The 18,697-nt window shown below is 67.8% G+C and carries 19 protein-coding genes; 8 read left to right on the top strand and 11 right to left on the bottom strand.

Annotated features, from left to right (window positions below):
* Positions 1-92 precede the first annotated feature (92 nt).
* The gene (locus AC07UK_RS25225; RefSeq protein ID WP_494688000.1) at positions 93-764 is read right to left on the bottom strand and encodes a chalcone isomerase family protein; all 672 of its coding nucleotides are present in this window, start codon (positions 762-764) and stop codon (positions 93-95) included.
* A gap of 186 nt (positions 765-950) precedes the next feature.
* Between AC07UK_RS25225 and AC07UK_RS25230 the strand changes: the two genes are divergently transcribed.
* On the top strand, positions 951-1,844 hold the full coding sequence (locus AC07UK_RS25230) for an AEC family transporter (protein ID WP_494687999.1): 894 nt from the start codon (positions 951-953) through the stop codon (positions 1,842-1,844).
* Here AC07UK_RS25230 and queG read toward each other — a convergent pair.
* A complete protein-coding gene (gene queG, locus AC07UK_RS25235; protein WP_494687998.1) occupies positions 1,837-3,048 on the bottom strand; it encodes a tRNA epoxyqueuosine(34) reductase QueG in 1,212 nt (403 codons plus the stop codon). The two genes, AC07UK_RS25230 and queG, sit on opposite strands and share 8 nt — an antisense overlap.
* 16 nt (positions 3,049-3,064) lie before the next feature.
* On the opposite strand from queG, the gene tsaE reads away from it, so the two are divergent.
* Both tsaE and AC07UK_RS25245 read left to right on the top strand, forming a co-directional pair.
* Positions 3,065-3,577: a tRNA (adenosine(37)-N6)-threonylcarbamoyltransferase complex ATPase subunit type 1 TsaE gene (gene tsaE, locus AC07UK_RS25240; RefSeq protein ID WP_013955673.1), complete on the top strand. Its 513-nt coding sequence runs from the start codon at positions 3,065-3,067 to the stop codon at positions 3,575-3,577.
* Positions 3,571-5,073: an N-acetylmuramoyl-L-alanine amidase gene (locus AC07UK_RS25245; RefSeq protein ID WP_114131236.1), complete on the top strand. Its 1,503-nt coding sequence runs from the start codon at positions 3,571-3,573 to the stop codon at positions 5,071-5,073. Before tsaE ends, AC07UK_RS25245 begins: the two co-directional genes overlap by 7 nt.
* Positions 5,074-5,130: 57 nt before the next feature.
* Here AC07UK_RS25245 and AC07UK_RS25250 read toward each other — a convergent pair whose 3' ends face one another.
* Entirely contained in the window at positions 5,131-6,156 is a 1,026-nt protein-coding gene (locus AC07UK_RS25250) for a bile acid:sodium symporter family protein (protein ID WP_436220914.1), read from the bottom strand.
* Positions 6,157-6,259: 103 nt separating this feature from the next.
* Between AC07UK_RS25250 and AC07UK_RS25255 the strand changes: the two genes are divergently transcribed.
* Entirely contained in the window at positions 6,260-7,177 is a 918-nt protein-coding gene (locus AC07UK_RS25255; RefSeq protein ID WP_494687997.1) for a LysR family transcriptional regulator, read from the top strand.
* A 15-nt stretch (positions 7,178-7,192) separates the two neighbouring features.
* On the opposite strand, the gene AC07UK_RS25260 is transcribed toward AC07UK_RS25255, so the two are convergent.
* A complete protein-coding gene (locus tag AC07UK_RS25260; protein WP_494687996.1) occupies positions 7,193-7,972 on the bottom strand; it encodes a class I SAM-dependent methyltransferase in 780 nt (259 codons plus the stop codon).
* A 154-nt stretch (positions 7,973-8,126) separates the two neighbouring features.
* On the opposite strand from AC07UK_RS25260, the gene AC07UK_RS25265 reads away from it, so the two are divergent.
* Positions 8,127-8,939, top strand: a complete 813-nt coding sequence (locus AC07UK_RS25265) for an MmyB family transcriptional regulator (protein ID WP_494687995.1) — start codon at positions 8,127-8,129, stop codon at positions 8,937-8,939.
* Positions 8,940-8,957: 18 nt separating this feature from the next.
* Here AC07UK_RS25265 and AC07UK_RS25270 read toward each other — a convergent pair whose 3' ends face one another.
* The 7 genes from AC07UK_RS25270 to AC07UK_RS25300 all read right to left on the bottom strand — a co-directional run bounded on the left by AC07UK_RS25270 (position 8,958) and on the right by AC07UK_RS25300 (position 14,394).
* The gene (locus tag AC07UK_RS25270; RefSeq protein WP_436220918.1) at positions 8,958-9,716 is read right to left on the bottom strand and encodes a 3-hydroxyacyl-CoA dehydrogenase; all 759 of its coding nucleotides are present in this window, start codon (positions 9,714-9,716) and stop codon (positions 8,958-8,960) included.
* Positions 9,717-10,024: 308 nt separating this feature from the next.
* Entirely contained in the window at positions 10,025-10,690 is a 666-nt protein-coding gene (gene adk / locus AC07UK_RS25275) for an adenylate kinase (RefSeq protein ID WP_058698351.1), read from the bottom strand.
* Positions 10,691-11,061: 371 nt separating this feature from the next.
* Complete coding sequence (kdsB, locus tag AC07UK_RS25280) at positions 11,062-11,871, bottom strand: 3-deoxy-manno-octulosonate cytidylyltransferase (RefSeq protein ID WP_494688326.1); 810 nt, start codon at positions 11,869-11,871, stop codon at positions 11,062-11,064.
* A gap of 9 nt (positions 11,872-11,880) precedes the next feature.
* Positions 11,881-12,087 (bottom strand): Trm112 family protein, encoded by a 207-nt coding sequence (locus AC07UK_RS25285; protein WP_013955684.1) that lies wholly within the window; start codon positions 12,085-12,087, stop codon positions 11,881-11,883.
* On the bottom strand, positions 12,068-13,171 hold the full coding sequence (gene lpxK / locus AC07UK_RS25290) for a tetraacyldisaccharide 4'-kinase (protein WP_494688327.1): 1,104 nt from the start codon (positions 13,169-13,171) through the stop codon (positions 12,068-12,070). The genes AC07UK_RS25285 and lpxK overlap by 20 nt, the downstream gene beginning before the upstream one ends.
* Before the next feature lie 149 nt (positions 13,172-13,320).
* Positions 13,321-13,752, bottom strand: coding sequence for an ExbD/TolR family protein (locus tag AC07UK_RS25295; RefSeq protein WP_013955686.1), 432 nt, complete (start codon positions 13,750-13,752; stop codon positions 13,321-13,323).
* A 21-nt stretch (positions 13,753-13,773) separates the two neighbouring features.
* A complete protein-coding gene (locus AC07UK_RS25300) occupies positions 13,774-14,394 on the bottom strand; it encodes a MotA/TolQ/ExbB proton channel family protein (RefSeq protein ID WP_436220921.1) in 621 nt (206 codons plus the stop codon).
* Between the two features lie 1,062 nt (positions 14,395-15,456).
* On the opposite strand from AC07UK_RS25300, the gene xseA reads away from it, so the two are divergent.
* The 3 genes from xseA to AC07UK_RS25315 form a co-directional block, all read left to right on the top strand.
* Positions 15,457-16,842: an exodeoxyribonuclease VII large subunit gene (gene xseA, locus AC07UK_RS25305; protein ID WP_494688328.1), complete on the top strand. Its 1,386-nt coding sequence runs from the start codon at positions 15,457-15,459 to the stop codon at positions 16,840-16,842.
* A gap of 211 nt (positions 16,843-17,053) precedes the next feature.
* A complete protein-coding gene (gene sodB / locus AC07UK_RS25310; RefSeq protein ID WP_436220923.1) occupies positions 17,054-17,635 on the top strand; it encodes a superoxide dismutase [Fe] in 582 nt (193 codons plus the stop codon).
* Positions 17,636-17,924: 289 nt separating this feature from the next.
* Positions 17,925-18,697 (top strand): alginate export family protein (locus AC07UK_RS25315; RefSeq protein WP_494688329.1); only part of this gene is annotated, 773 nt, incomplete at its 3' end.

Raw genomic sequence — 18,697 nt, forward strand, 5'->3', positions numbered from 1 at the left:
CCCGTCAGGAAATCCGGGCAGGGTGCCGCCCGGAAGCAAAAAAACCGTCGCAGTGCCACAGGTGGGGCCGTGCGCCGGCAGCGTAATCTGTGTCAGCCGCCCAGCAGCCCGCGCTTGACCTCGGCGTCGACCGGGCGCTCGCCCAGGAAGACCCGCAGCACGGCCTGGTAGAAGTCCTCGCCGGGGATCGGCCGGCCGCGAGGCGTGCCGTTGATGGCGACGACGGTCCCCGTCTGCGGGGAAAAGTCCAGGTTGATCACGTCGCCCTTGTGCGCGGTGCCGACCTCGCTCAGGGTGCGCTCGAACTGTACCAGCCGCGTGGCCAGCTCCTGCATCTGCTGCTCGCTGTGGTTGTTGCGGATGCCTTGGCGGATGGCGCGCATGAGGGCCGGCGGTTCGGCCTCGCGCAGCATGCGCAACTGCAGCCGCTTGGTGCCGGGCGTGCCCAGCACCAGGGCCGCGTTGCGGGCCCTCTCCTGCAGGTACAGGGCGGCCACGTAGCCCTTGGCCAGGAAGCCCGCGCGCAGGGCGGTGCCGTTGAGCTGCAGTTCCTTGCCGCCCACGCGCGCCGCATCGTCAAAACGTATCCCTTCGATCTCCACCGAGCGCGCCGGCATGGGCACGGCGCCCGCGGCCGTGGCGGCGCACAGCGCCACCAGCACGGCGGCCAGGCGCAGGCAGCGGCCCGGGTGCAGACCAGGGCGGAAGGGGGCTCGGAGGTGGGTGTCCGGGCGCGGCGGCGCGGACCGGGTGCGGGACAACATGGCGGCAGGCGTACAACTTGGCATGCCATGCTGGCCTAAATCTGGAAAAATACCTATCCGTATCTGCCCTAGTCTGCACATTCCCGTTTTTTGCCGTTATCTACCCCCGCCGCCGCCGCTGCAATCCCGCGCGACGGCCCGCAGGGCAGCTGCCGCGTCATGCCAACGCCACCAAAACAACGATAAATGTCTTCTGCTCTCCTGCTGGTCCCGGACTTCAGCCTGATCCTCATCGGCTGGCTGCTGGTGCGCTATACCCCGTTCGACCGCGCCTTCTGGGGCGGCGTGGAACGCCTGGTGTACTTCGTGCTGTTCCCGGCGCTGCTGCTGCAGTCGACCAATACCGCCGTGCTGGATTTCTCCTCGACCTCGGCCATGCTGGGGCTGGCGCTGCTGGTGATGGCCACCGGCATGGCCGGCGGCTACGCCGTCAAATGGGTGTTGCGCCCGGACGCGCTGAGCTTTGCCTCGGGCCTGCAGACCGCGTTCCGCTTCAATTCCTATATCGGGCTGGCGCTGGCCTCGCGCCTGGGCGGCTCCGAGGGGCTGGCGCTGATGGCGGTGATCGTCGGGTGCACGGTGCCGCTGTGCAACGTGGCGGCGGTGTGGGCGCTGGCGCGGCACGGCCAGACCGCGCTGTGGAAGGAACTGGCGCGCAACCCGCTGATCCTGGCCACCGCCGGCGGCCTGCTCACCAACCTGATGGGGCTGCATGCGCCCGAGGTGCTGGGGATGACACTGAACCGGCTGGGTTCGGCCTCGACCGCGCTGGGGCTGATGACGGTGGGCGCCGGGCTGCAGATGAGTGGCGCCACCGGTACCGCGGGGCCGGTGGCCTGGTGGGCCGGGGTCAAGCTGCTGGCGATGCCGTGCGTGGCCTGGCTGGTGGGGCGGCACCTGCCGCTGACCGCGCTGCAGTACCAGATCGTGGTGCTGTATGCCTCGCTGCCCACGGCCTCCAGCGCCTATATCCTGGCAGTGCGCATGGGCGGCAACGGGCCGATGGTGGCGGCGACGATTTCGCTGATGACGGTGGCGGCGATCGTGACCACGCCGCTGTGGCTGGCGCTGGTCAGCTAGCGCCTGGCGGCGGGCCGCCCTGGGCCAGGGCCCAGTCGATATGCTCACGCACCAGCGGCGTGGCGGCCTCGCGCCGCTCCAGCAGCGCTGCGCGGATGCGCGCGGCTAGGGCCGAGTCTTCGGTGCGTGTGCCCGACAGCGCCGTGCGCAGGCTGTTGCCCAGCCCCACCGCCAAGTTGCGCAGCCAGCGCTCATGGCCGATGCGGCGGATCGGGCTGCCTTCGAGCCGCTGGTTGAATTCCGCTTCGGTCCACTGGAACAGCGCCACCATGTCGGGCGCGTCCAGCCCGTTGCGCACGTCGAAGTCCGGCACCATGGCCACATGCGCGAACTTGTTCCACGGGCAGGCCAGCTGGCAGTCGTCGCAGCCGTAGACGCGGTTGCCCATGGGCGCGCGGAACTCCACCGGGATCGGGCCCTTGTGCTCGATGGTCAGATAGGAGATGCAGCGGCGCGCATCCAGCCGGTAGGGCGCCACGATGGCGCGCGTGGGGCAGATGTCCAGGCAGCGGTGGCAGTTGCCGCAGTGGCCGGACTCGGGCGCGTCGGCCGGCAGCGGGATGTCGACCAGGATCTCGCCCAGGAAGAACATCGAGCCGCCGTCGCGGTCCAGCAGCAGCGTATGCTTGCCGCGCCAGCCGAGTCCGCCCTGGCTGGCCAGCGCCACTTCCATGACGGGTGCGGAATCGGTAAAGACGCGATAGCCGAATTTTCCGATTTCAGCCTCGATCCGGCTGGCCAGTTGCTGCAAACGGCTGCGCAGCACCTTGTGATAATCGCGGCCGCGCGCGTACAGCGACACCACCGCGGTGGCCGGATCGTCCAGCCGCGCCAGCTCGTGGCGGCGCCAGTCGGTGGCGCCGGCCTGGGCGCCGGCGGCCGGAATGTACGGCATCCGCGCCACGATCGCGCGCACGGTGCCAGGCACCAGTTCGGCCGGCCGGGCGCGCCGCAGGCCGTGGTTCGCCATATAATCCATGTCGCCGTGGTAGCCCTGCGCCAGCCACGCCATCAGCCCCGGCTCGGCATGACTGAGGTCGACATCGGCGATGCGCACGGAGGCAAAGCCCAGTTCCGCGCCCCATGCGCGGATCGACGCGGCCAGCGCCGCGAGTTCCCCGGGGCCCGCGGCCAGGTGGCCGGCGGTGCCGGGAACGGGGGTAGGTGGCGCATCTGCCTGCCCTGGGGCGACTCGGTCGATCATCCCTGAATTGTACGCAATGCCCTTGCTCGAAGAACGCACCCTGACGCTGCCCGACGAAGCCGCCACCGCGCGCCTGGGCGCCGCGCTGGCCGCCACCGTGCAGGCCATGCCGCCGCACACGGTGCATGTGCAGCTGTCCGGCGACCTGGGCGCCGGCAAGACCACGCTGACGCGCGCGATCCTGCGCGCACTCGGCCATGCAGGCAAGGTCCGCAGCCCCACCTATACGCTGTGCGAGCCCTACGAGGTGGCCCGTGCCGACGGCTCGCCGCTGACCGTCTACCACTTCGACCTGTACCGCTTTGCCGATCCCGAAGAGTGGATCGACGCGGGTTTTCGCGACTGCTTCGCCGAACCGGCCTTCAACCTGGTCGAGTGGCCGGAGAAGGCCGGCCGCCTGCTCGGGGAACCGGATCTCCATATGTTGCTCCAATCGGACATGGCCGGGGCGGATGACGCCGGCGAGCGGCGGATCGCGACGATGCGCGCCTATACTCACACTGGACTTACCCTGCTGAACGCATGCTGATCAAGCGACTTGCCACCGACCGCCCCGATGGACCCGACGGCCTGCTGCAGGCGCGCCGCAAATGGATGGCGCAGGCACTGAAGCTGGGCGCGGGCACGGCCGTGCTGACCCTGGCCGGCCCGCAGATCGCGTTTGGCGCCGGCATCGTCGCGGTGCGCGTGTGGCCGGCCGAGGACTACACCCGCGTCACCATCGAATCCGATGCCCCGCTGGCCGCCGTGCACCAGATGATCCGCGACCCCGACCGGCTGGTGGTGGACATCGACGGCCTCGACCTGTCGCCCACGCTGCGCGAGCTGGTGGCCAAGATCACCCCGAACGACCCCTATATCCAGACCGTGCGCGTCGGCCAGAACCGCCCGCGCGTGGTCCGCATGGTGTTCGACCTGAAGGAAAACGTGGCGCCGCAGGTGTTCACGCTGGCGCCGATCGGCACCTACCGCAACCGCCTGGTGTTTGACCTGTACCCGGTCAATCCGCCTGATCCGCTGTGGAAGCTGGTGCGCGACACCGAGGAAAAGCAGCGCCGCTTCGCCACCTCGGACCCGGCGCCGGGCAACGATGGCATCGCCGGCGCGCCGGCTGGTGCCGAGGAAGACGCGATCGGCGCGCTGGTGCGCCGCTTCGACGAGAAAGGCGAGGTGCCGCCCACCACCGCGCCGCTGCCGCCGCCGGTGGCCTCGGCCCGGCCCAGGCCGTCCGCGCCGCCGGTGCCGACCCCCAATGCCCCGGTGGTGCCGCCGGTCGCACGCGACAATCCCACTGCCGAACGGCCCTTCAAGATGCGCCGCCTGCTGACCGTGGCGATCGATCCCGGCCACGGCGGCGAAGACCCGGGCGCGATCGGCGCCGCCGGCTCGCGCGAGAAAGACGTGGTGCTGCAGATCGCGCACCGCCTGCGCGCCAAGATCGATGCGCAGCCCAATATGCGCGCGATGATGACGCGCGACGCCGACTTCTTCGTGCCGCTGAACGTGCGCGTGCAGAAGGCGCGCCGGGTGCAGGCCGACCTGTTCGTGTCGATCCACGCCGATGCCTTCCTCTCGCCCGAGGCGCGCGGCGCGTCAGTGTTCGCGCTGTCCGAGCGCGGTGCCTCCAGTACCGCGGCACGCTGGCTGGCCAACAAGGAAAACGCAGCCGACCTGATCGGCGGCGCCAACATGGGCAACAAGGATGCGCAAGTGGCGCGCGTGCTGCTGGACCTGTCCACCACCGCGCAGATCAACGACAGCCTGCAGGTCGGCAAGGCCGTGCTGGGCGAGATCGGCGGCATCAACAAGCTGCACAAGGGCAGCGTCGAGCAGGCCGGATTTGCGGTGCTGAAGGCCCCGGATATTCCGTCGATCCTGATCGAGACAGCCTTTATCAGCAATCCGGAAGAAGAGCGCAAGCTCAACGATAACGCGCACCAGGAGCAGCTGGCCAATGCGATCCTGAAGGGGATCCGGTCGTACTTCGCGCGCAATCCGCCACTGTCGAAAAATCCGTCCGTGTAAAACTGGCGGGCACAAAAAAACCGGGGCATGCCCCGGTTTTTTTCATGGCCGCGTGCCTCAGGCCCGCGCCGCGGCCTGGTCTTCCAGCAAGGCATCGCGGTCGGCATAGCGCGATGCAATCACCGAGCACACGATCAGCTGCAGCTGGTGATAGACCATCAGCGGCAGCACCAGCAGGCCCAGCGCGGGATGGCCGGCAAACAGGATCTTGGCCATCGGGATGCCGTTGGCCAGGCTCTTCTTGGAGCCGCAGAACACCGCCGTGATCTCGTCCTCGACAGAAAAGCCAAGGCGGCGCGCGGTCAGCGTGGTAAAGCCCAGCACCACGAACAGCAGTACCGCGGCGATCAGCATCACTGCGCCGATGGTCTGCCACTGGTACTGGTGCCACAGGCCCTTTGCGGTGGCGTCGCAGAATGAGGAATAGACGATCAGCACGATCACGCCACGGTCGATCTTGTTGGTGATGTTCTTCTTCTTTGCCAGCCAGCCGCCGATCAGCGGGCGCAGCAACTGGCCCAGCGCGAACGGCAGCAGCAGTTGCAGCGCCACGCCGGTGAGCGCCTTGCCCAGCGGCATCGAGGCGCCGCTGGCGCTGATCACCAGCCCCATCAGCAGCGGCGTGACCAGCATGCCGATCAGGCCCGAGATGGTGGCGTTGAAGATCGCGCCGGACACATTGCCGCGCGCCATCGAGGTCATGGCGACCGACGACGATACCGTCGACGGCAGCGCGCACAGGAAGAACACGCCCAGCAGCAGGTCCGGCGGCAGCGTATTGCGCAGCGACAGCATCAGCAGCGCGCCCACCAGCGGGAACACCACGTAGGTGAAGGTCTGCACGAAGACATGCAGGCGCCAGTGCTTGGCGCCCGACACCAGCTTGTCGCGCGAGAGCGCCGCGCCGTGCAGGAAGAACACCAGCGCCACGCCCAGGCTGGTCACCACGCCCAGGTGCAGCGGGCCGTTGCCGGCGCCGATTTCAGGGGCGACCAGCGCAATGGCGATGGCCGTCAACATGACGAGAACGAAGCCGTCGATCAGGTCATAGAGTTTCTTGAGCTTGCGGACAATACGAGACATGACTGCGGGTGGATCCTGCAATGTTAGGGTTTTGCCTAGTATTGGACGTCAGCCAAGTCTAGAATGCAAATTCATTTATAGAATCTATTTATCCGGCCGTTGCATGAATTACACACTGCGCCAGTTGCGCGTCTTCCTGGCCGTGGCTAATACCGGCGGCTTCAGCCGGGCCGCCGATGTGGTCGGCCTGACCCAGCCCGCGGTCAGCCGCGGCGTGGCTGAGCTGGAAGAGGCACTTGGCGTGCGCCTGCTGGACCGCACCACGCGCGAGGTGGTGCTGACCGAGGCTGGGCACGCGCTTGCACCGGCGCTGGAGCGGCTGCTCGGGCAGCTCGACGACACCCTGGAAGAGACGCGCCAGCTCGGCGAACGCTATCGCGGACGTGTAGTGATAGCCGGTGCGCCGACGATCTCCGCCCGGCTGATGCCGCTGTACGTGGCCGCCTGCGCCGCCCAATACCCTGAGATCCGCCTGATCGTGCGTGACAACGTGCAGGCCGACGGCCTGGAGCAGGTGCGCGCCGGCGCGGTGGACTTTGGCGTGCTGATCGATCCGCTGGTGCGCGACGGGCTGGTGGTAGATCCGGTGGCGACCGACCCGTTCTGCTTTGTCTGCCGGCGCGACCATCCGCTGGCGCAGTCGGCCTCGGTGCCCTGGTCGGCGCTGCATGGGATGCAGCTGGTGCTGCTGGACTTTGCCTCCGGCAGCCGGCCGCTGATCGACCGCGTGTTCGGCCGGCATGGCGTGGTGCCCCTGGTGGTGCAGGAACTGGGCCACTCGGCCAGCGTGTTCGGCATGGTCGAGGCCGGCATCGGCGCCTCGGTGCTGCCGTCGTTCTCGCTGCCGCTGCCGGCGGCGTCGCCGCTGGTGTGGCGGCCGCTGGTGCCGCGCGAGGAGCGCAGCATCGTCATGGTCCGGCGCGAGGACCGTTCACTGTCGCCGGCCGCGGCGGCGGTATGGGACCTGGTGCGCCGCCTGACCGTGCGCGCCGAGGCGCCCGCGATGACCGCCGCGGCCTGACCCGGTCACACTCTGTCAACGCGCGGTGACCATCACCGCTTCCAGTTCAAAGCTGCCGTCGGCCTGCACGCGATAGTGCTCGCGCACTTCCGCGGGCGCCATCTGCCACAGGTGGCGGATGGCCTCCACGGCCACCGGCGCGGTGCGCATGCGCCTGACCCAGCTGTCGAACTCGATGCCGATGCGCCAGATGTCTGATACGGCGATGCCATCGGCGCCAAAGCCCGCCGCCTCGAACATCGCCCGCCAGCCTGCCGGCGTGTAATCGCGCACATGCGAGGGATCGCGCAGCAGTTCCACCGATTGCAGCCAGGTATCGCGCAGCGGATCCGCCGCGCCGGCAATATCGATCAGCACCACTTTGCCGCCGGGCCTGAGCACCCGGCGGATCTCGGCCAACGCCGCCGGGACGTCGCGCCAGTGGTGCGCGCTCATGCGCGAGACCACCGCGCAGAAGCTGGCATCGTCGAACGGCAGTTGCTCGGCCGCGCCCTGGCGCGTGCGGATATTGGCCAGCCCGCGCTCGCGCGCCGCGGCCTCGACCACGGCCAGCATGTCCGCCGACAGGTCGTAAGCCGTCACTTGGCCCGCAACCGCCGCCGCGGCGAAGCTGGCATGGCCGGCGCCGCAGCCCAGGTCCAGCACGCGGCTGCGAGGGCGGTTGGCTGTGGGGATCAGCGCGGCCAGTTCGTCTTGCAGTTGCTGCAGGTCCGCGCCGCTGGCGTGGACGGTGCTGGTGAGGTAGGCGCTGGCGGTGGCGCCGAACTGGGCGGCGACGAGTTCCTGCTGTTGCATGGTGCTGGGCTCCTTGGGCCACGCCCAGGTGGGCGGGCGGCCTTCTTGTTGGGGGAGGGGACTTGCCCGCGAGGCGGGTTCGGCATACTGTAGGCGGGCAGTTTTCCCGGTACAAGTTACCGATTTATCCTGGTATAAGCGACACCAGCCTGTCATGCCCTTGTCTGCCGATTCCCCTGTTGCCCCGTCTGCATCGCCATCGTCGCGTGAATCCGTGCTGGGCGCTTTCCTGCGCGCGCACCGCGAACGGCTGGCGCCGGCCGATGTCGGGCTCGCACCGGGCCGGCGCCGCCGCACCCCCGGCCTGCGCCGCGAGGAAGTTGCGCAACTGGCTGGCTTGAGCGCGACCTGGGTGACGTGGCTGGAGCAGGGGCGGCCGGTATCGTTGTCGGCACGCGCGCTGGCCAGCCTGGCTGCCGCGCTGCGGCTGTCGCGCGCCGAGCGCGCCTACCTGTTTGAACTGGCGGGCCGCCGCGACCCGCAGCAGGCCCCGGACGAAACCGTGCCGCAGGTGGTGCTGGCCAGCGTGCATGCCATCGGCGGGCCCGCCTACCTGCTCGACCGGCAATGGACCGCGCTGGCCTGGAACGACGCCGCCGCGGACCTGTTTATTGGCTGGCTCGATGGCGCCAGCGCCGAGCGCAACCTGCTGCGCGCGATGTTCCTGTCGCCGGGGCTGATGGCGCTGGTGGAAGACTGGCCGCACCGCGCGGCACGGCTGGTGGCGGAATTCCGCGCGCACAGCATCCGCCATGCGGACGAGGCGCCGACGCGTGCGTTGATCGAGGGGCTGATGGCAGAGAGCGCGGCCTTCCGCAATGCCTGGCTGTCGCAGGACGTGGAAGACCGCGAGGGCGGCCGCCGCGGCTTTCGCCATCCGGTGCTGGGCGCGCTGCAGTTCGAGCAGCTGACGCTGGTGCCGGCGGCGGCGCCGGGTTTGATGCTGGTGATGCTGCTGCCCGGCTGAGCGGGCAGCGCCAGGGCGTTACTTGGGCTGCATCCGGATCGCGCCGTCCAGGCGGATCACTTCGCCGTTGAGCATGGTGTTCTCGATGATCGAGCGCGCCAGCTTGGCGTACTCCGCCGGGCGGCCAAGGCGCGGCGGGAACGGCACCATCCTGCCAAGCGCGTCCTGCACCTCCTGCGGCATGCCCAGCAGCATCGGCGTCTCGAAGATGCCCGGGGCGATGGTCATGCAGCGCACGCCGTCGCGCGACAGGTCGCGCGCGATCGCCAGCGTCATCGCCACCACGCCGCCTTTGGACGCGGCATAGGCGGCCTGCCCGATCTGGCCGTCAAAGGCCGCCACCGACGCAGTATTGATGATCACGCCGCGCTCGCCTTCGCTGTCGGGGGTGTTTTGCACCATGGCCGCGGCGGCCAGGCGGATCATGTTGAAGGTGCCGACCAGGTTGATGCGGATGGTCTTGTCGAAGGCGTCGAGCGGATGGGGGCCGTTCTTGCCGACGGTCTTGTTGGCGGTGGCGATGCCGGCGCAGTTGACGATGCCTGAGAGCCGGCCCAGTGCCTGGGCGGCGGCGACCACGGCATGGCCATCGGCCTCGGAGGTGACGTCACAGCGGATGAACTGGCCTCCCAGTTCAGTTGCCAGTGCCTGGCCGGTGGCCTCGTTCAGGTCGGCGATCACGACCTTGGCGCCGGCCTCGGCCAGCATGCGGGCGGTGCCTGCACCCAGGCCTGAAGCGCCGCCGGTGACGATGAATACGTTGCCTTGGATTTGCATTTGGGGTTGTCTCCTTGGATTGGGTATTTGTTTCCGTTTACGTAAACGTCAATTTGTTGGCGGTATTTTACGGGGTGGTGGGGGATGTGCAAGGGGGGCTGGGCGGGCGGGTGTCGTTCTTGGAGGGCGTGGGCTGTTTCGCCGGCGTAGCCGGCGAAACAGCCCACGCCCGCCAAAAGCGACAAGCGCCCGCATGGCGCAAAGCCCAAAAGCCACCCGGGCCAAGAGCAACCCCGATTCAATTGCCACAAAACAAAAGCGGCCCAAAGGCCGCTTTCATGACGCATAAAACTGAGCAGTCGAAACGATTACTTCAACGCCTCAAACACCCGCGCAGTAATCTCATCGACATTACCCACCCCCAGGATCTTCCGATACTGAGGCGGCGCCACCTTGGCCGAGGCATCCCCCTTGGCAGCCCAGTCCGAGTAGTAATCCACCAGCGGACGCGTCTGCTGCGAATAGACATCAAGACGCTTCTTGACCGTCTCCTCCTTGTCATCGTCACGCTGGATCAGCGCCTCGCCGGTCTCGTCGTCCACGCCCTCGGTCTTGGGCGGGTTGTACTTGACGTGGTAGGTGCGGCCCGAGGCCACGTGCACGCGGCGGCCGCTCATGCGCTCGATGATGGCGTCGAACGGCACGTCGATTTCCAGCACGTAGTCGATTGCCACGCCCGCTTCCTTCATCGCCTCGGCCTGCGGAATGGTGCGCGGGAAGCCGTCGAACAGGTAGCCGTTCTTGCAGTCGTCTTCCTTCAGGCGGTCCTTTACCAGGCCGATGATGATGTCGTCCGACACCAGTCCGCCCGCGTCCATGACCTTCTTGGCTTCCACGCCCAAGGGGGTGCCGGCCTTCACCGCGGCGCGAAGCATGTCGCCCGTGGAGATTTGCGGAATGCCGAACTTCTCGCAGATGAACTTGGCTTGCGTGCCTTTGCCGGCGCCAGGCGCGCCCAACAGGATCAAACGCATTTACGGGTCCTCAGAGTTTTTAATCTGTATGGCGGGAGATCAGAAGGAGGGTAACGCCGTAACTTGACGCAGGACTTACTGCGGTCCTGATGCGTTCTGACTGCGTTCAGCGCGGGCACTGCTCAGGCGTACCCACGCATACGGCCGGCGGCGGCTGCCAGGGGGATGGCGGCGCGGCACACCGGACGGGCTCTATCTTTATCTCCCCACCGAGCCTTGGCCGGCGGCACGCTTGCGCATGTCGGCCGGGCGGCTCTGTATCGGCAAGCATTATGCCATGAGGCGGCGCAAAATCGGCCCGAAATCCGCCCCCTGGTTCAGGTTGCAGCAGTATGAACCTGAGCGGGCAAGCGCCCGCGCGGGTCGTTTTGTCAGGGTCCTTCCTGGGCCATGGACTGCGCCCACAGTGCGCGCACCCGTTCCAGGTCGGCCGGGGTGTCGACGCCGGGGGCCGGCGCGGCGCTGGTTTGCAGCACCGCAATGCGCTCGCCATGCCACATGGCGCGCAGTTGCTCCAGCGCCTCGGTCTGCTCCAGCGGCGACGCCGCCAGCGTCGGGAAGCGGCGCAAAAAGCCCGCCCGATAGGCGTACAGCCCGATATGGCGCAGCACCGGCATGCCGGGCAGCGGCACCTGGGCCAGCGCCGCGGGCACGGCCGGCACGCCCGACCAGGCATCGCGCGCCCACGGGATCGGCGCGCGCGAGAAATACAGTGCGCGGCCGGCGGCGTCGCACACCACCTTGACCACATTGGGGTTGAAGACTTCGGCGATGTCCTGCAGCGGATGCGCGGCGGTGGCGATGGCGCAGTCGGCGTGGTGCGCCAGGTGCAGCGCCACCTCGTCGATCAGCGACGGTTCGATCAGCGGCTCGTCGCCCTGCACATTGACCACGATGGCGTCGTCGGCCAGGCCCAGCTGGGCGGCAACTTCAGACAGGCGGTCGGTGCCGGAAGGGTGGTCGGCGCGGGTCAGCACGGCTTCGATGCCGTGCGCGGCGCAGGCCTGCGCCACCGCGGGCGCATCGGTGGCGACCACGGTGCGCCGCGCCGACGACGCATGCGCGCGTTCGGCCACGCGCACGATCATCGGGCGCCCGCCGATATCGGCCAGGGGCTTGTCAGGCAGGCGCGTCGAGGCGAGCCGCGCGGGAATGACGACGGTGAACGCGGGGACGGTCATGGCGCGCGCTCAGTTGCCGGCGGCAGGGGCGTCCGGGTTGACCACGCGGCCCGGCACCGACTGGCGGGCCTCGTCGGCCAGCATCACGGGGATGCCGTCGCGGATCGGGTACGCCAGCTTGTCGGCGTGGCAGATCAGCTCCTGTGCGGCGCGGTCGTATTCCAGCTTGCCCTTGCACAGCGGGCAGACCAGGATTTCAAGCAGCCGGTTGTCCATCTCGGTGTTCCTCGTTGCGCCCTGCGGCGCCGGGCGTGGTTGCCGGCGCGGTCGGCGCGGGTTTGACTTGCGCCAGCACGGCGCGGCGGATTTTTTCGATCAGGCCGGCATCGATCACGGGCCTGGTGGGGACGACCCAGATGCGCGGGTCGTCGAAGCGCTCGCATTTTACGGCATCCTTCTCGGTGATCAGGATCACGTCGGCGTCGAGCGCATCGGCATTGTCGACGAACGGGTCGGCGACAAAGTCATAGTGGTCGGGCAGCGGAAGTGTCTTCGGCGACAGCCCTGCGCCACGCAGGCTGGCGAAGAAGCGTTCAGGGTTGCCGATGCCGGCGGCGGCCAGCACGCGCCGGCCGGCGAAGGCGCTGACCGGTCGCGCCATGGTGGGATCGGCCAGCTGCCAGGCGTCGTCCAGCTCCAGCCGCATGCCGTACACGCCGGGGCGGTCGGGCGTGGCGCGGAAGGTGGGGTCGTTGATCAGCGTCGCGTCGCGCGGGCGCGAAAGCGGCTCGCGCAGCGGGCCGGCCGGCAGCAGCAGGCCGTTGCCGCCCATGCGCGAGTCGAACATCACGATCTCGAAGTCGCGCTGCAGCTTGTAGTGCTGCAGGCCGTCGTCGAGCAGCAGCACATTGACGCCCGGGTGCGATACCAGCATGGTCTGCGCGCACAGCGCCCGGTCGGGGAAGACCCAGACCGGCACGTCGGTGGCGCGCGCGATCAGGAGCGGCTCATCGCCTACGTCGGACGCCTTCGAGGTCGGCTTCACGCGGCGCGGGTGCTTGAGTTCCACACCGTAGCCGCGCGACACCACGCCGGGGCGCAGCCCCGCCTCGGTCAGCGCTTGTGCCAGCGCGATCACCGCCGGCGTCTTGCCGGTGCCGCCCACGGTCACGTTGCCGACCACCACCACCGGCATGGGCAGGCGCGTCGACTTGAACCAGCCACGCTGGTAGCCATGACGGCGCACCCGCGCGATCAGCCCGAACAGCAGCGAGAACGGCAGCATCACCCACGCGAACCAGCCGCGGCGTTGCCACTGGGCGGTCACGAAGTCGGCAAGGGCATGTCGGGGAACGGGCATGGGCGCGGCGGGCGGTGGAGACGGTGGTTGGGATGAGATTGTAGTGTGCCCGCGGCTTCGCCCCTGAGGGCGCGGACGGCTCATCCATTATGGGCATTGCGCAGCGCATGCGGCAAGCCCGCCGGCCGCCTGCGCCAGGGCGCCCGCAGTCAGCGCGGCTGCGCGCTCTGCGTGGCGAAGGTCAGGCGCGACAGCCCGGCCAGCCGCGCGGCCTCCATCACGTTGATCACGGCCTGGTGGCTGGCCTGCGCGTCGGCATTGACGATCACCACCGGCGGCTGGCCGCCGGCACCGGTGCCCGAGGCGGCGCGCAGCTGGTCGGCCAGGCTGGTGACGTCCTTCTGCTCCATCACCTGCTTGTTGACGGAGTAGACCCCGCGCGATGACACCGACACCACGATCTCCCGCGGCCGCTGCTGGGCGCGCTCGGCGTCGGCGGTGGGCAGCTGGATCTGCAGCTCGGTAAAGCGCGAGTAGGTGGTCGTGATCATCAGGAAGATCAGGATCACGAGCAGCACGTCGATCAGCGGGATCAGGTTGATCTCCGGCTCTTCGCGCCGCTGGCGGGAACGGAATTGCATGGCGTTCGTTCCGTTCGGCGATCAGGCGCGGCGTTGCGGCAGGATCGCGTCGAGGAACGACGTGGCGCGGAATTCCAGCTCGGCCACGTAGTCATCCACGCGGCGGCGGAAGTAGCGCCAGAAGATCAGCGCCGGGATGGCCACGATCAGGCCGAAGGCGGTGTTGTACAGCGCCACCGAGATGCCGTGCGCCAGCTGCTCAGGGCTTGCGCCGGTGCCGCCCTGGCTGCCGAAGATCTCGATCATGCCGATCACCGTGCCCAGCAGGCCCATCAGCGGCGCCACCGAGGCGATCGTGCCGAGCGCGTTCAGGTAGCGCTCCAGCTCATGCGCGACCACGCGGCCGGCTTCCTCCACCACGTCCTTGGCGGCATCGCGCGAGGTATGCGGCTGCAGCACCACGTGGCGCAGCCCGGCGGCCAGTACCCGGCCCAGCGGTGAGTTCTGCTCAAGCGTGTTGACCACTTCCGGCGTGGCGCGGCGTTGCTGCGCGGCCGCCAGCGCCTCTTCATAGAGCCTGGCGGGCAGGACCTTGCTGCGCTTGAGGGTGAGAAAACGTTCGACGATCAGCGCCAGCGCGATGATCGAGGCGAGCAACAGCGGCCAGATCGGCCAGCCGGCCGCTTGAATGATGGAAAACAATTGGACCCCCGGGATCGACAACCGAATAACAAAACCCCAAACCACCTGGACGGCATGCCTTGATGCGCGTCAGGCCGCTGGCGGCGCGCGCTCCGGCATTGCTCTGAAAAATCAGGCGCCACTCTAACCTGCGCCCTGTCGCACGGCAAGACGGCACCCGACGCTGTCTCGGCCACGCATCGCCCATTTCCACAGCAAAGCGGGACAGTGTTGTGGATCGATTGTGGAAAGCTGCCTGACAAGCGTGCTAACGCATTGATCCGTAAGGGCAAAGATATTCCTGCTTAAATTTTGTGCAAAAGCCTGCCGCAGACCCTGCGGCGCATGGTGCACGCCGCCAGGCACCGCTTTCCACAACCTGGCGGGGCGCGTCGGTCTGCTGGCACGCATTCCTGTGCGGCTTTCCACACAGCGCCGGGACAGGATTGTGGAGCGCTTGTGGAAAGCTGCCTGAGAGGTCACCTAAGCCTTTGATTTATAAGGCGGTACCTTGAACTGCTCAAAAAATAGGCAAACGGGTGTATCCGTGCGGCCCGCGGTCGATGTGGCGCCAGGCAGGGCAGAAACCGGGTTTTTCCACATTCCGCAGGGAGAGCATTGTGGACGGCCTGTGGACAAATCCGGGAGAAGCAGGTTAACCCATTGATTTATATGGCCTCCCATCGTCCTGCCCAGAATTTGTGCAAATGCAGCATTGACGCTGCGCCCCGGACGGCCCGCGGCGCTCTGATACGCCACGCGCCGGGTCGGCCGCTTTCCATCGGGCAGCAAGCGGTTTTGGGGCCACTTGCGCCGGAAAAGTGTGGTTTACGGCGCCTTTTATCCAGAGAAGCTGTGGATAACTTTGTGAACAAGCCTGCCACGCGCTATGTAAGTGATTGATGCAAAAGAGAATTGGTTATATTGCCTAATTTTTGTTTTGCTCGTAAAACTCATAAGAATCAAAGGGTTGGACGAACCCATGCGACTTTCGGGGCAGGGCGCCGGCATCAATGCTACCCCCTTGACATAGCGGTTATGCTGTGGACATGTCCCATTCACGCCGCTTGCCACCAGTGCGCTATGCCAGACTTGCCGAATTTTTCGCGTAACCCTTCCTCCACCGCGCCGCGCAGCGGTCGCGACGTCATCCCTGTCGGTGAGCTGAACCACACCATCGCCAGGCTGCTGGAACGCAGTTTTCCGCTGGCCTGGGTGCGCGGCGAGATTTCCAATTTCACGCGCGCCGCCAGCGGGCACTGGTATTTCTCGCTCAAGGATGCCCGCGCGCAGATCCGCTGCGTGATGTTCCGCGGGCGCAACCAGCATGTCGACTTCCAGCCGCGCGAGGGCGAGGCGGTGGAGGTGCGCGCCGTGGTCACCATGTATGAGGCGCGTGGCGAGGTGCAACTGGGCGTGGAGGCAATGCGCCGGGCGGGGCTGGGCAACCTGTACGAAGCCTTCCTGCGCCTGAAGGAAAAGCTGGCGCAGGCGGGGCTGTTCGCGCCGGAGCGCAAGCGCCCGGTGCCGGCGCATCCGCGCACCATCGGCGTGGTCACCTCGCTGCAGGCGGCGGCGCTGCGCGATGTGCTGACCACCTTGCGCCGGCGCGCGCCGCATGTGCCGGTGGTGGTCTATCCGGTACCGGTGCAGGGCGCGGGCGCGGCGCAGAAGATCGCCGACATGCTCGATGCGGCCAGTGCGCGGCGCGAGTGCGACGTGTTGATCCTGTGCCGCGGCGGGGGCAGCATCGAAGACCTGTGGTCGTTCAACGAAGAGGTGGTGGCGCAGGCAATCGCGCGCTGCGCGCTGCCGGTCATCTCCGGCGTGGGCCACGAAACCGACTTCACCATCGCCGACTTTGTCGCCGACGTGCGTGCACCCACGCCGACCGGCGCGGCCGAGCTGGTCAGCCCGGATCGCGCGCACCTGCTGGCGCAGGCGATGCGTGCACGCGACGCGCTCACACAGTGCATGCGGCGCGGGCTGGACCTGCGCGCGCAGCACCTGGACTGGCTGGCGCGGCGCGTGCGCAGCCCGCAGGCGCAACTGCAGGAGCGGCGCGCGCGCGTCGACAATCTGGCCCGACATTTGCGGTCGGCATTGCGTGACACGGTGGTGTCGCAGCGCCACCGCCAGCAATTGCTGGCGATGCGCTGGAGCGCGTGCCGTCCCGATGCCAGCGCCGCCCATGCAGACGTGGCCCGCCTGTGGCAACGCCTGCAGGCCGCCGCCGCACGCCAGCACGAGCGCGCCGGCCAGCGCCTGGCGCGCAGCGCCGGCGCGCTCGAGCTGCTGGCGCCGCAGCGTACGCTGGAACGCGGCTATGCGGTGCTGCTGGACCAGCGCGGACGCGCGCTGCGCTCGCCCGCCGAGATCCGCGCCGGCAGCGTGCTCGAAGCGCACCTGGCCGAGGGCGTTGCCGACCTGGCGATTGCCGGCGTGCAGGCCAAGCTGCTGGATTTCTGAGCGCCTGCGCCGCCCGGGAACGCCTCCCATTCGCGATGCCGCGGCGGGCCCGAAGCGTTCCGGCAAGCCGGGCGGAAATCCCCCCGGAAACCCCTGCCCGGACAAACTAACATCGGAGCAGGGGGCTTTGTCCCGCGGTTTGCGCGGGTCTTGCAAGTCCCCTACAATCGGCAATTCCGGACCCACAACCCCAACCCACAGAGACAGAACAATGGAACACAAGCTCCCCCCGCTCCCGTACGCGCATGATGCCCTGGCTCCGCACATCTCCAAGGAGACGCTGGAGTTCCATCATGACAAGCACCACCAGACCTACGTCACCAACCTGAATAACCTCATCAAGGGCACCGAGTTCGAGAACTCGACCCTGGAAGAGATCGTCAAGAAGTCGTCGGGCGGCATCTTCAACAACGCTGCCCAGGTGTGGAACCACACCTTCTACTGGGACTCGATGAAGCCCAACGGCGGCGGCCAGCCGACCGGCGCGCTGGCTGATGCCATCAACGCCAAGTGGGGCTCGTTCGACAAGTTCAAGGAAGAGTTCACCAAGACCGCCGTGGGCACCTTCGGTTCGGGCTGGGCCTGGCTGGTCAAGAAGACCGACGGCTCGCTGGACCTGGTCTCGACCTCCAACGCCGCCACCCCGCTGACCACCGACGCCAAGGCGCTGCTGACCTGCGACGTGTGGGAACACGCCTACTACATCGACTACCGCAATGCCCGCCCGAAGTACGTCGAGGCATTCTGGAACGTCGTGAACTGGGACTTCGCCAGCAAGAACTTCGCTGGCTGATCCGCGGATCATCCTTGCAGCAAGAAAGGGCCATCTGGCCCTTTTTTGTTTTTGGGCGCGCACGGTGCCGGATTGGGTTTGAATCTGTCCGCGGGATTGTCCATATTTGTCCGTATCCGGCCGCCAGCTTTCGGTGCGTCCCCGTGCGCTCCGTGCCATCGTGTACTTCGTATGCCGGCCGTTTCCCGCAGCCAGGTGCCCGATGGCCCGACGGAAGGCATGTTCCCCTTGCAGTCCCGCCGGTGCCTGTCGCGCGCGCCGTCCATGGGCTGCTCTGCCCGTCGCACTCTTGCTGCTCACCGCCGTCGGCGGCGCCAGGGCTCAGCCGCTGCCGTCCCCGCCGGGCGTGCCGCCCCCGTTCAAGCTGTTGCGCTATGACGAGGACTATCGCTACCTGCGCGATCCGGCCATGCGCACGGGTTTCTGGGATCCGGTCAAGTATGTCCCGCTCGGCAGTTCTGGCTGGTTCCTGAGCCTCGGCGGAGAGATCCGCGAGCGCTTTGAGGACTACTCGGCCAGCAATTTCGGCGTGCCGGGTCCGCGTAGCGATGGCTACCTGATGCACCGGGCGCTGCTGCATGCCGACCTGCATGCCGGTGAATCCCTGCGCGCGTTCGTGCAGCTGGGCAACCAGCTGGCCATGGGCAAGGACGTCACCACGCCGCCCTATGTCGACCAGCTCGAGGTGCAGCAGGCATTCGTCGACCTGCGCGTGCCGCTCCCGGCGCCCGCGCAGGACCCGCTGCTGGTGCGCATGGGCCGGCAGGAAATGGCATTCGGCGCGCAGCGCCTGGTTTCGATCCGCGATGCCCCCAATGTGCGGCGCGCCTTCGACGGACTGAGGCTTGGCTCAAGTCAGGGCAGCGCGCGGGTGGATGCCTTCGCCACGCGTCCGGTGCTGCTCAAGGACGGCAGCTTCGACGACCGGCCCAATCAGGCGCAGGGCTTGAACTGCCGCAAACGTAGTTGCGCACTCCTACGCAGGTATGCACAATTTGCGCATGTCACGCACGATGGTCAGCATACAAGAGGCGGCGGAGTTTCTGGGCGTCTCGGCTCAAA

It is taken from the genome of Cupriavidus sp. GW821-FHT07C08 (assembly GCF_059419025.1).

What these genes read in the sequence shown, in the direction of transcription:
- kdsB (WP_494688326.1), bottom strand. Translation starts at nt 11,871, where the DNA reads ATGACCGTCCCCGCGTTCACCGTCGTCATTCCCGCGCGGCTCGCCTCG.
- AC07UK_RS25270 (WP_436220918.1), bottom strand. Translation starts at nt 9,716, where the DNA reads ATGCAAATCCAAGGCAACGTATTCATCGTCACCGGCGGCGCTTCAGGC.
- sodB (WP_436220923.1), top strand. Translation starts at nt 17,054, where the DNA reads ATGGAACACAAGCTCCCCCCGCTCCCGTACGCGCATGATGCCCTGGCT.
- xseA (WP_494688328.1), top strand. Translation starts at nt 15,457, where the DNA reads ATGCCAGACTTGCCGAATTTTTCGCGTAACCCTTCCTCCACCGCGCCG.
- AC07UK_RS25245 (WP_114131236.1), top strand. Translation starts at nt 3,571, where the DNA reads ATGCTGATCAAGCGACTTGCCACCGACCGCCCCGATGGACCCGACGGC.
- AC07UK_RS25265 (WP_494687995.1), top strand. Translation starts at nt 8,127, where the DNA reads ATGCCCTTGTCTGCCGATTCCCCTGTTGCCCCGTCTGCATCGCCATCG.
- AC07UK_RS25255 (WP_494687997.1), top strand. Translation starts at nt 6,260, where the DNA reads ATGAATTACACACTGCGCCAGTTGCGCGTCTTCCTGGCCGTGGCTAAT.
- queG (WP_494687998.1), bottom strand. Translation starts at nt 3,048, where the DNA reads ATGATCGACCGAGTCGCCCCAGGGCAGGCAGATGCGCCACCTACCCCC.
- AC07UK_RS25295 (WP_013955686.1), bottom strand. Translation starts at nt 13,752, where the DNA reads ATGCAATTCCGTTCCCGCCAGCGGCGCGAAGAGCCGGAGATCAACCTG.
- tsaE (WP_013955673.1), top strand. Translation starts at nt 3,065, where the DNA reads ATGCCCTTGCTCGAAGAACGCACCCTGACGCTGCCCGACGAAGCCGCC.
- lpxK (WP_494688327.1), bottom strand. Translation starts at nt 13,171, where the DNA reads ATGCCCGTTCCCCGACATGCCCTTGCCGACTTCGTGACCGCCCAGTGG.
- AC07UK_RS25260 (WP_494687996.1), bottom strand. Translation starts at nt 7,972, where the DNA reads ATGCAACAGCAGGAACTCGTCGCCGCCCAGTTCGGCGCCACCGCCAGC.
- AC07UK_RS25250 (WP_436220914.1), bottom strand. Translation starts at nt 6,156, where the DNA reads ATGTCTCGTATTGTCCGCAAGCTCAAGAAACTCTATGACCTGATCGAC.
- adk (WP_058698351.1), bottom strand. Translation starts at nt 10,690, where the DNA reads ATGCGTTTGATCCTGTTGGGCGCGCCTGGCGCCGGCAAAGGCACGCAA.
- AC07UK_RS25230 (WP_494687999.1), top strand. Translation starts at nt 951, where the DNA reads ATGTCTTCTGCTCTCCTGCTGGTCCCGGACTTCAGCCTGATCCTCATC.
- AC07UK_RS25285 (WP_013955684.1), bottom strand. Translation starts at nt 12,087, where the DNA reads ATGGACAACCGGCTGCTTGAAATCCTGGTCTGCCCGCTGTGCAAGGGC.
- AC07UK_RS25225 (WP_494688000.1), bottom strand. Translation starts at nt 764, where the DNA reads ATGTTGTCCCGCACCCGGTCCGCGCCGCCGCGCCCGGACACCCACCTC.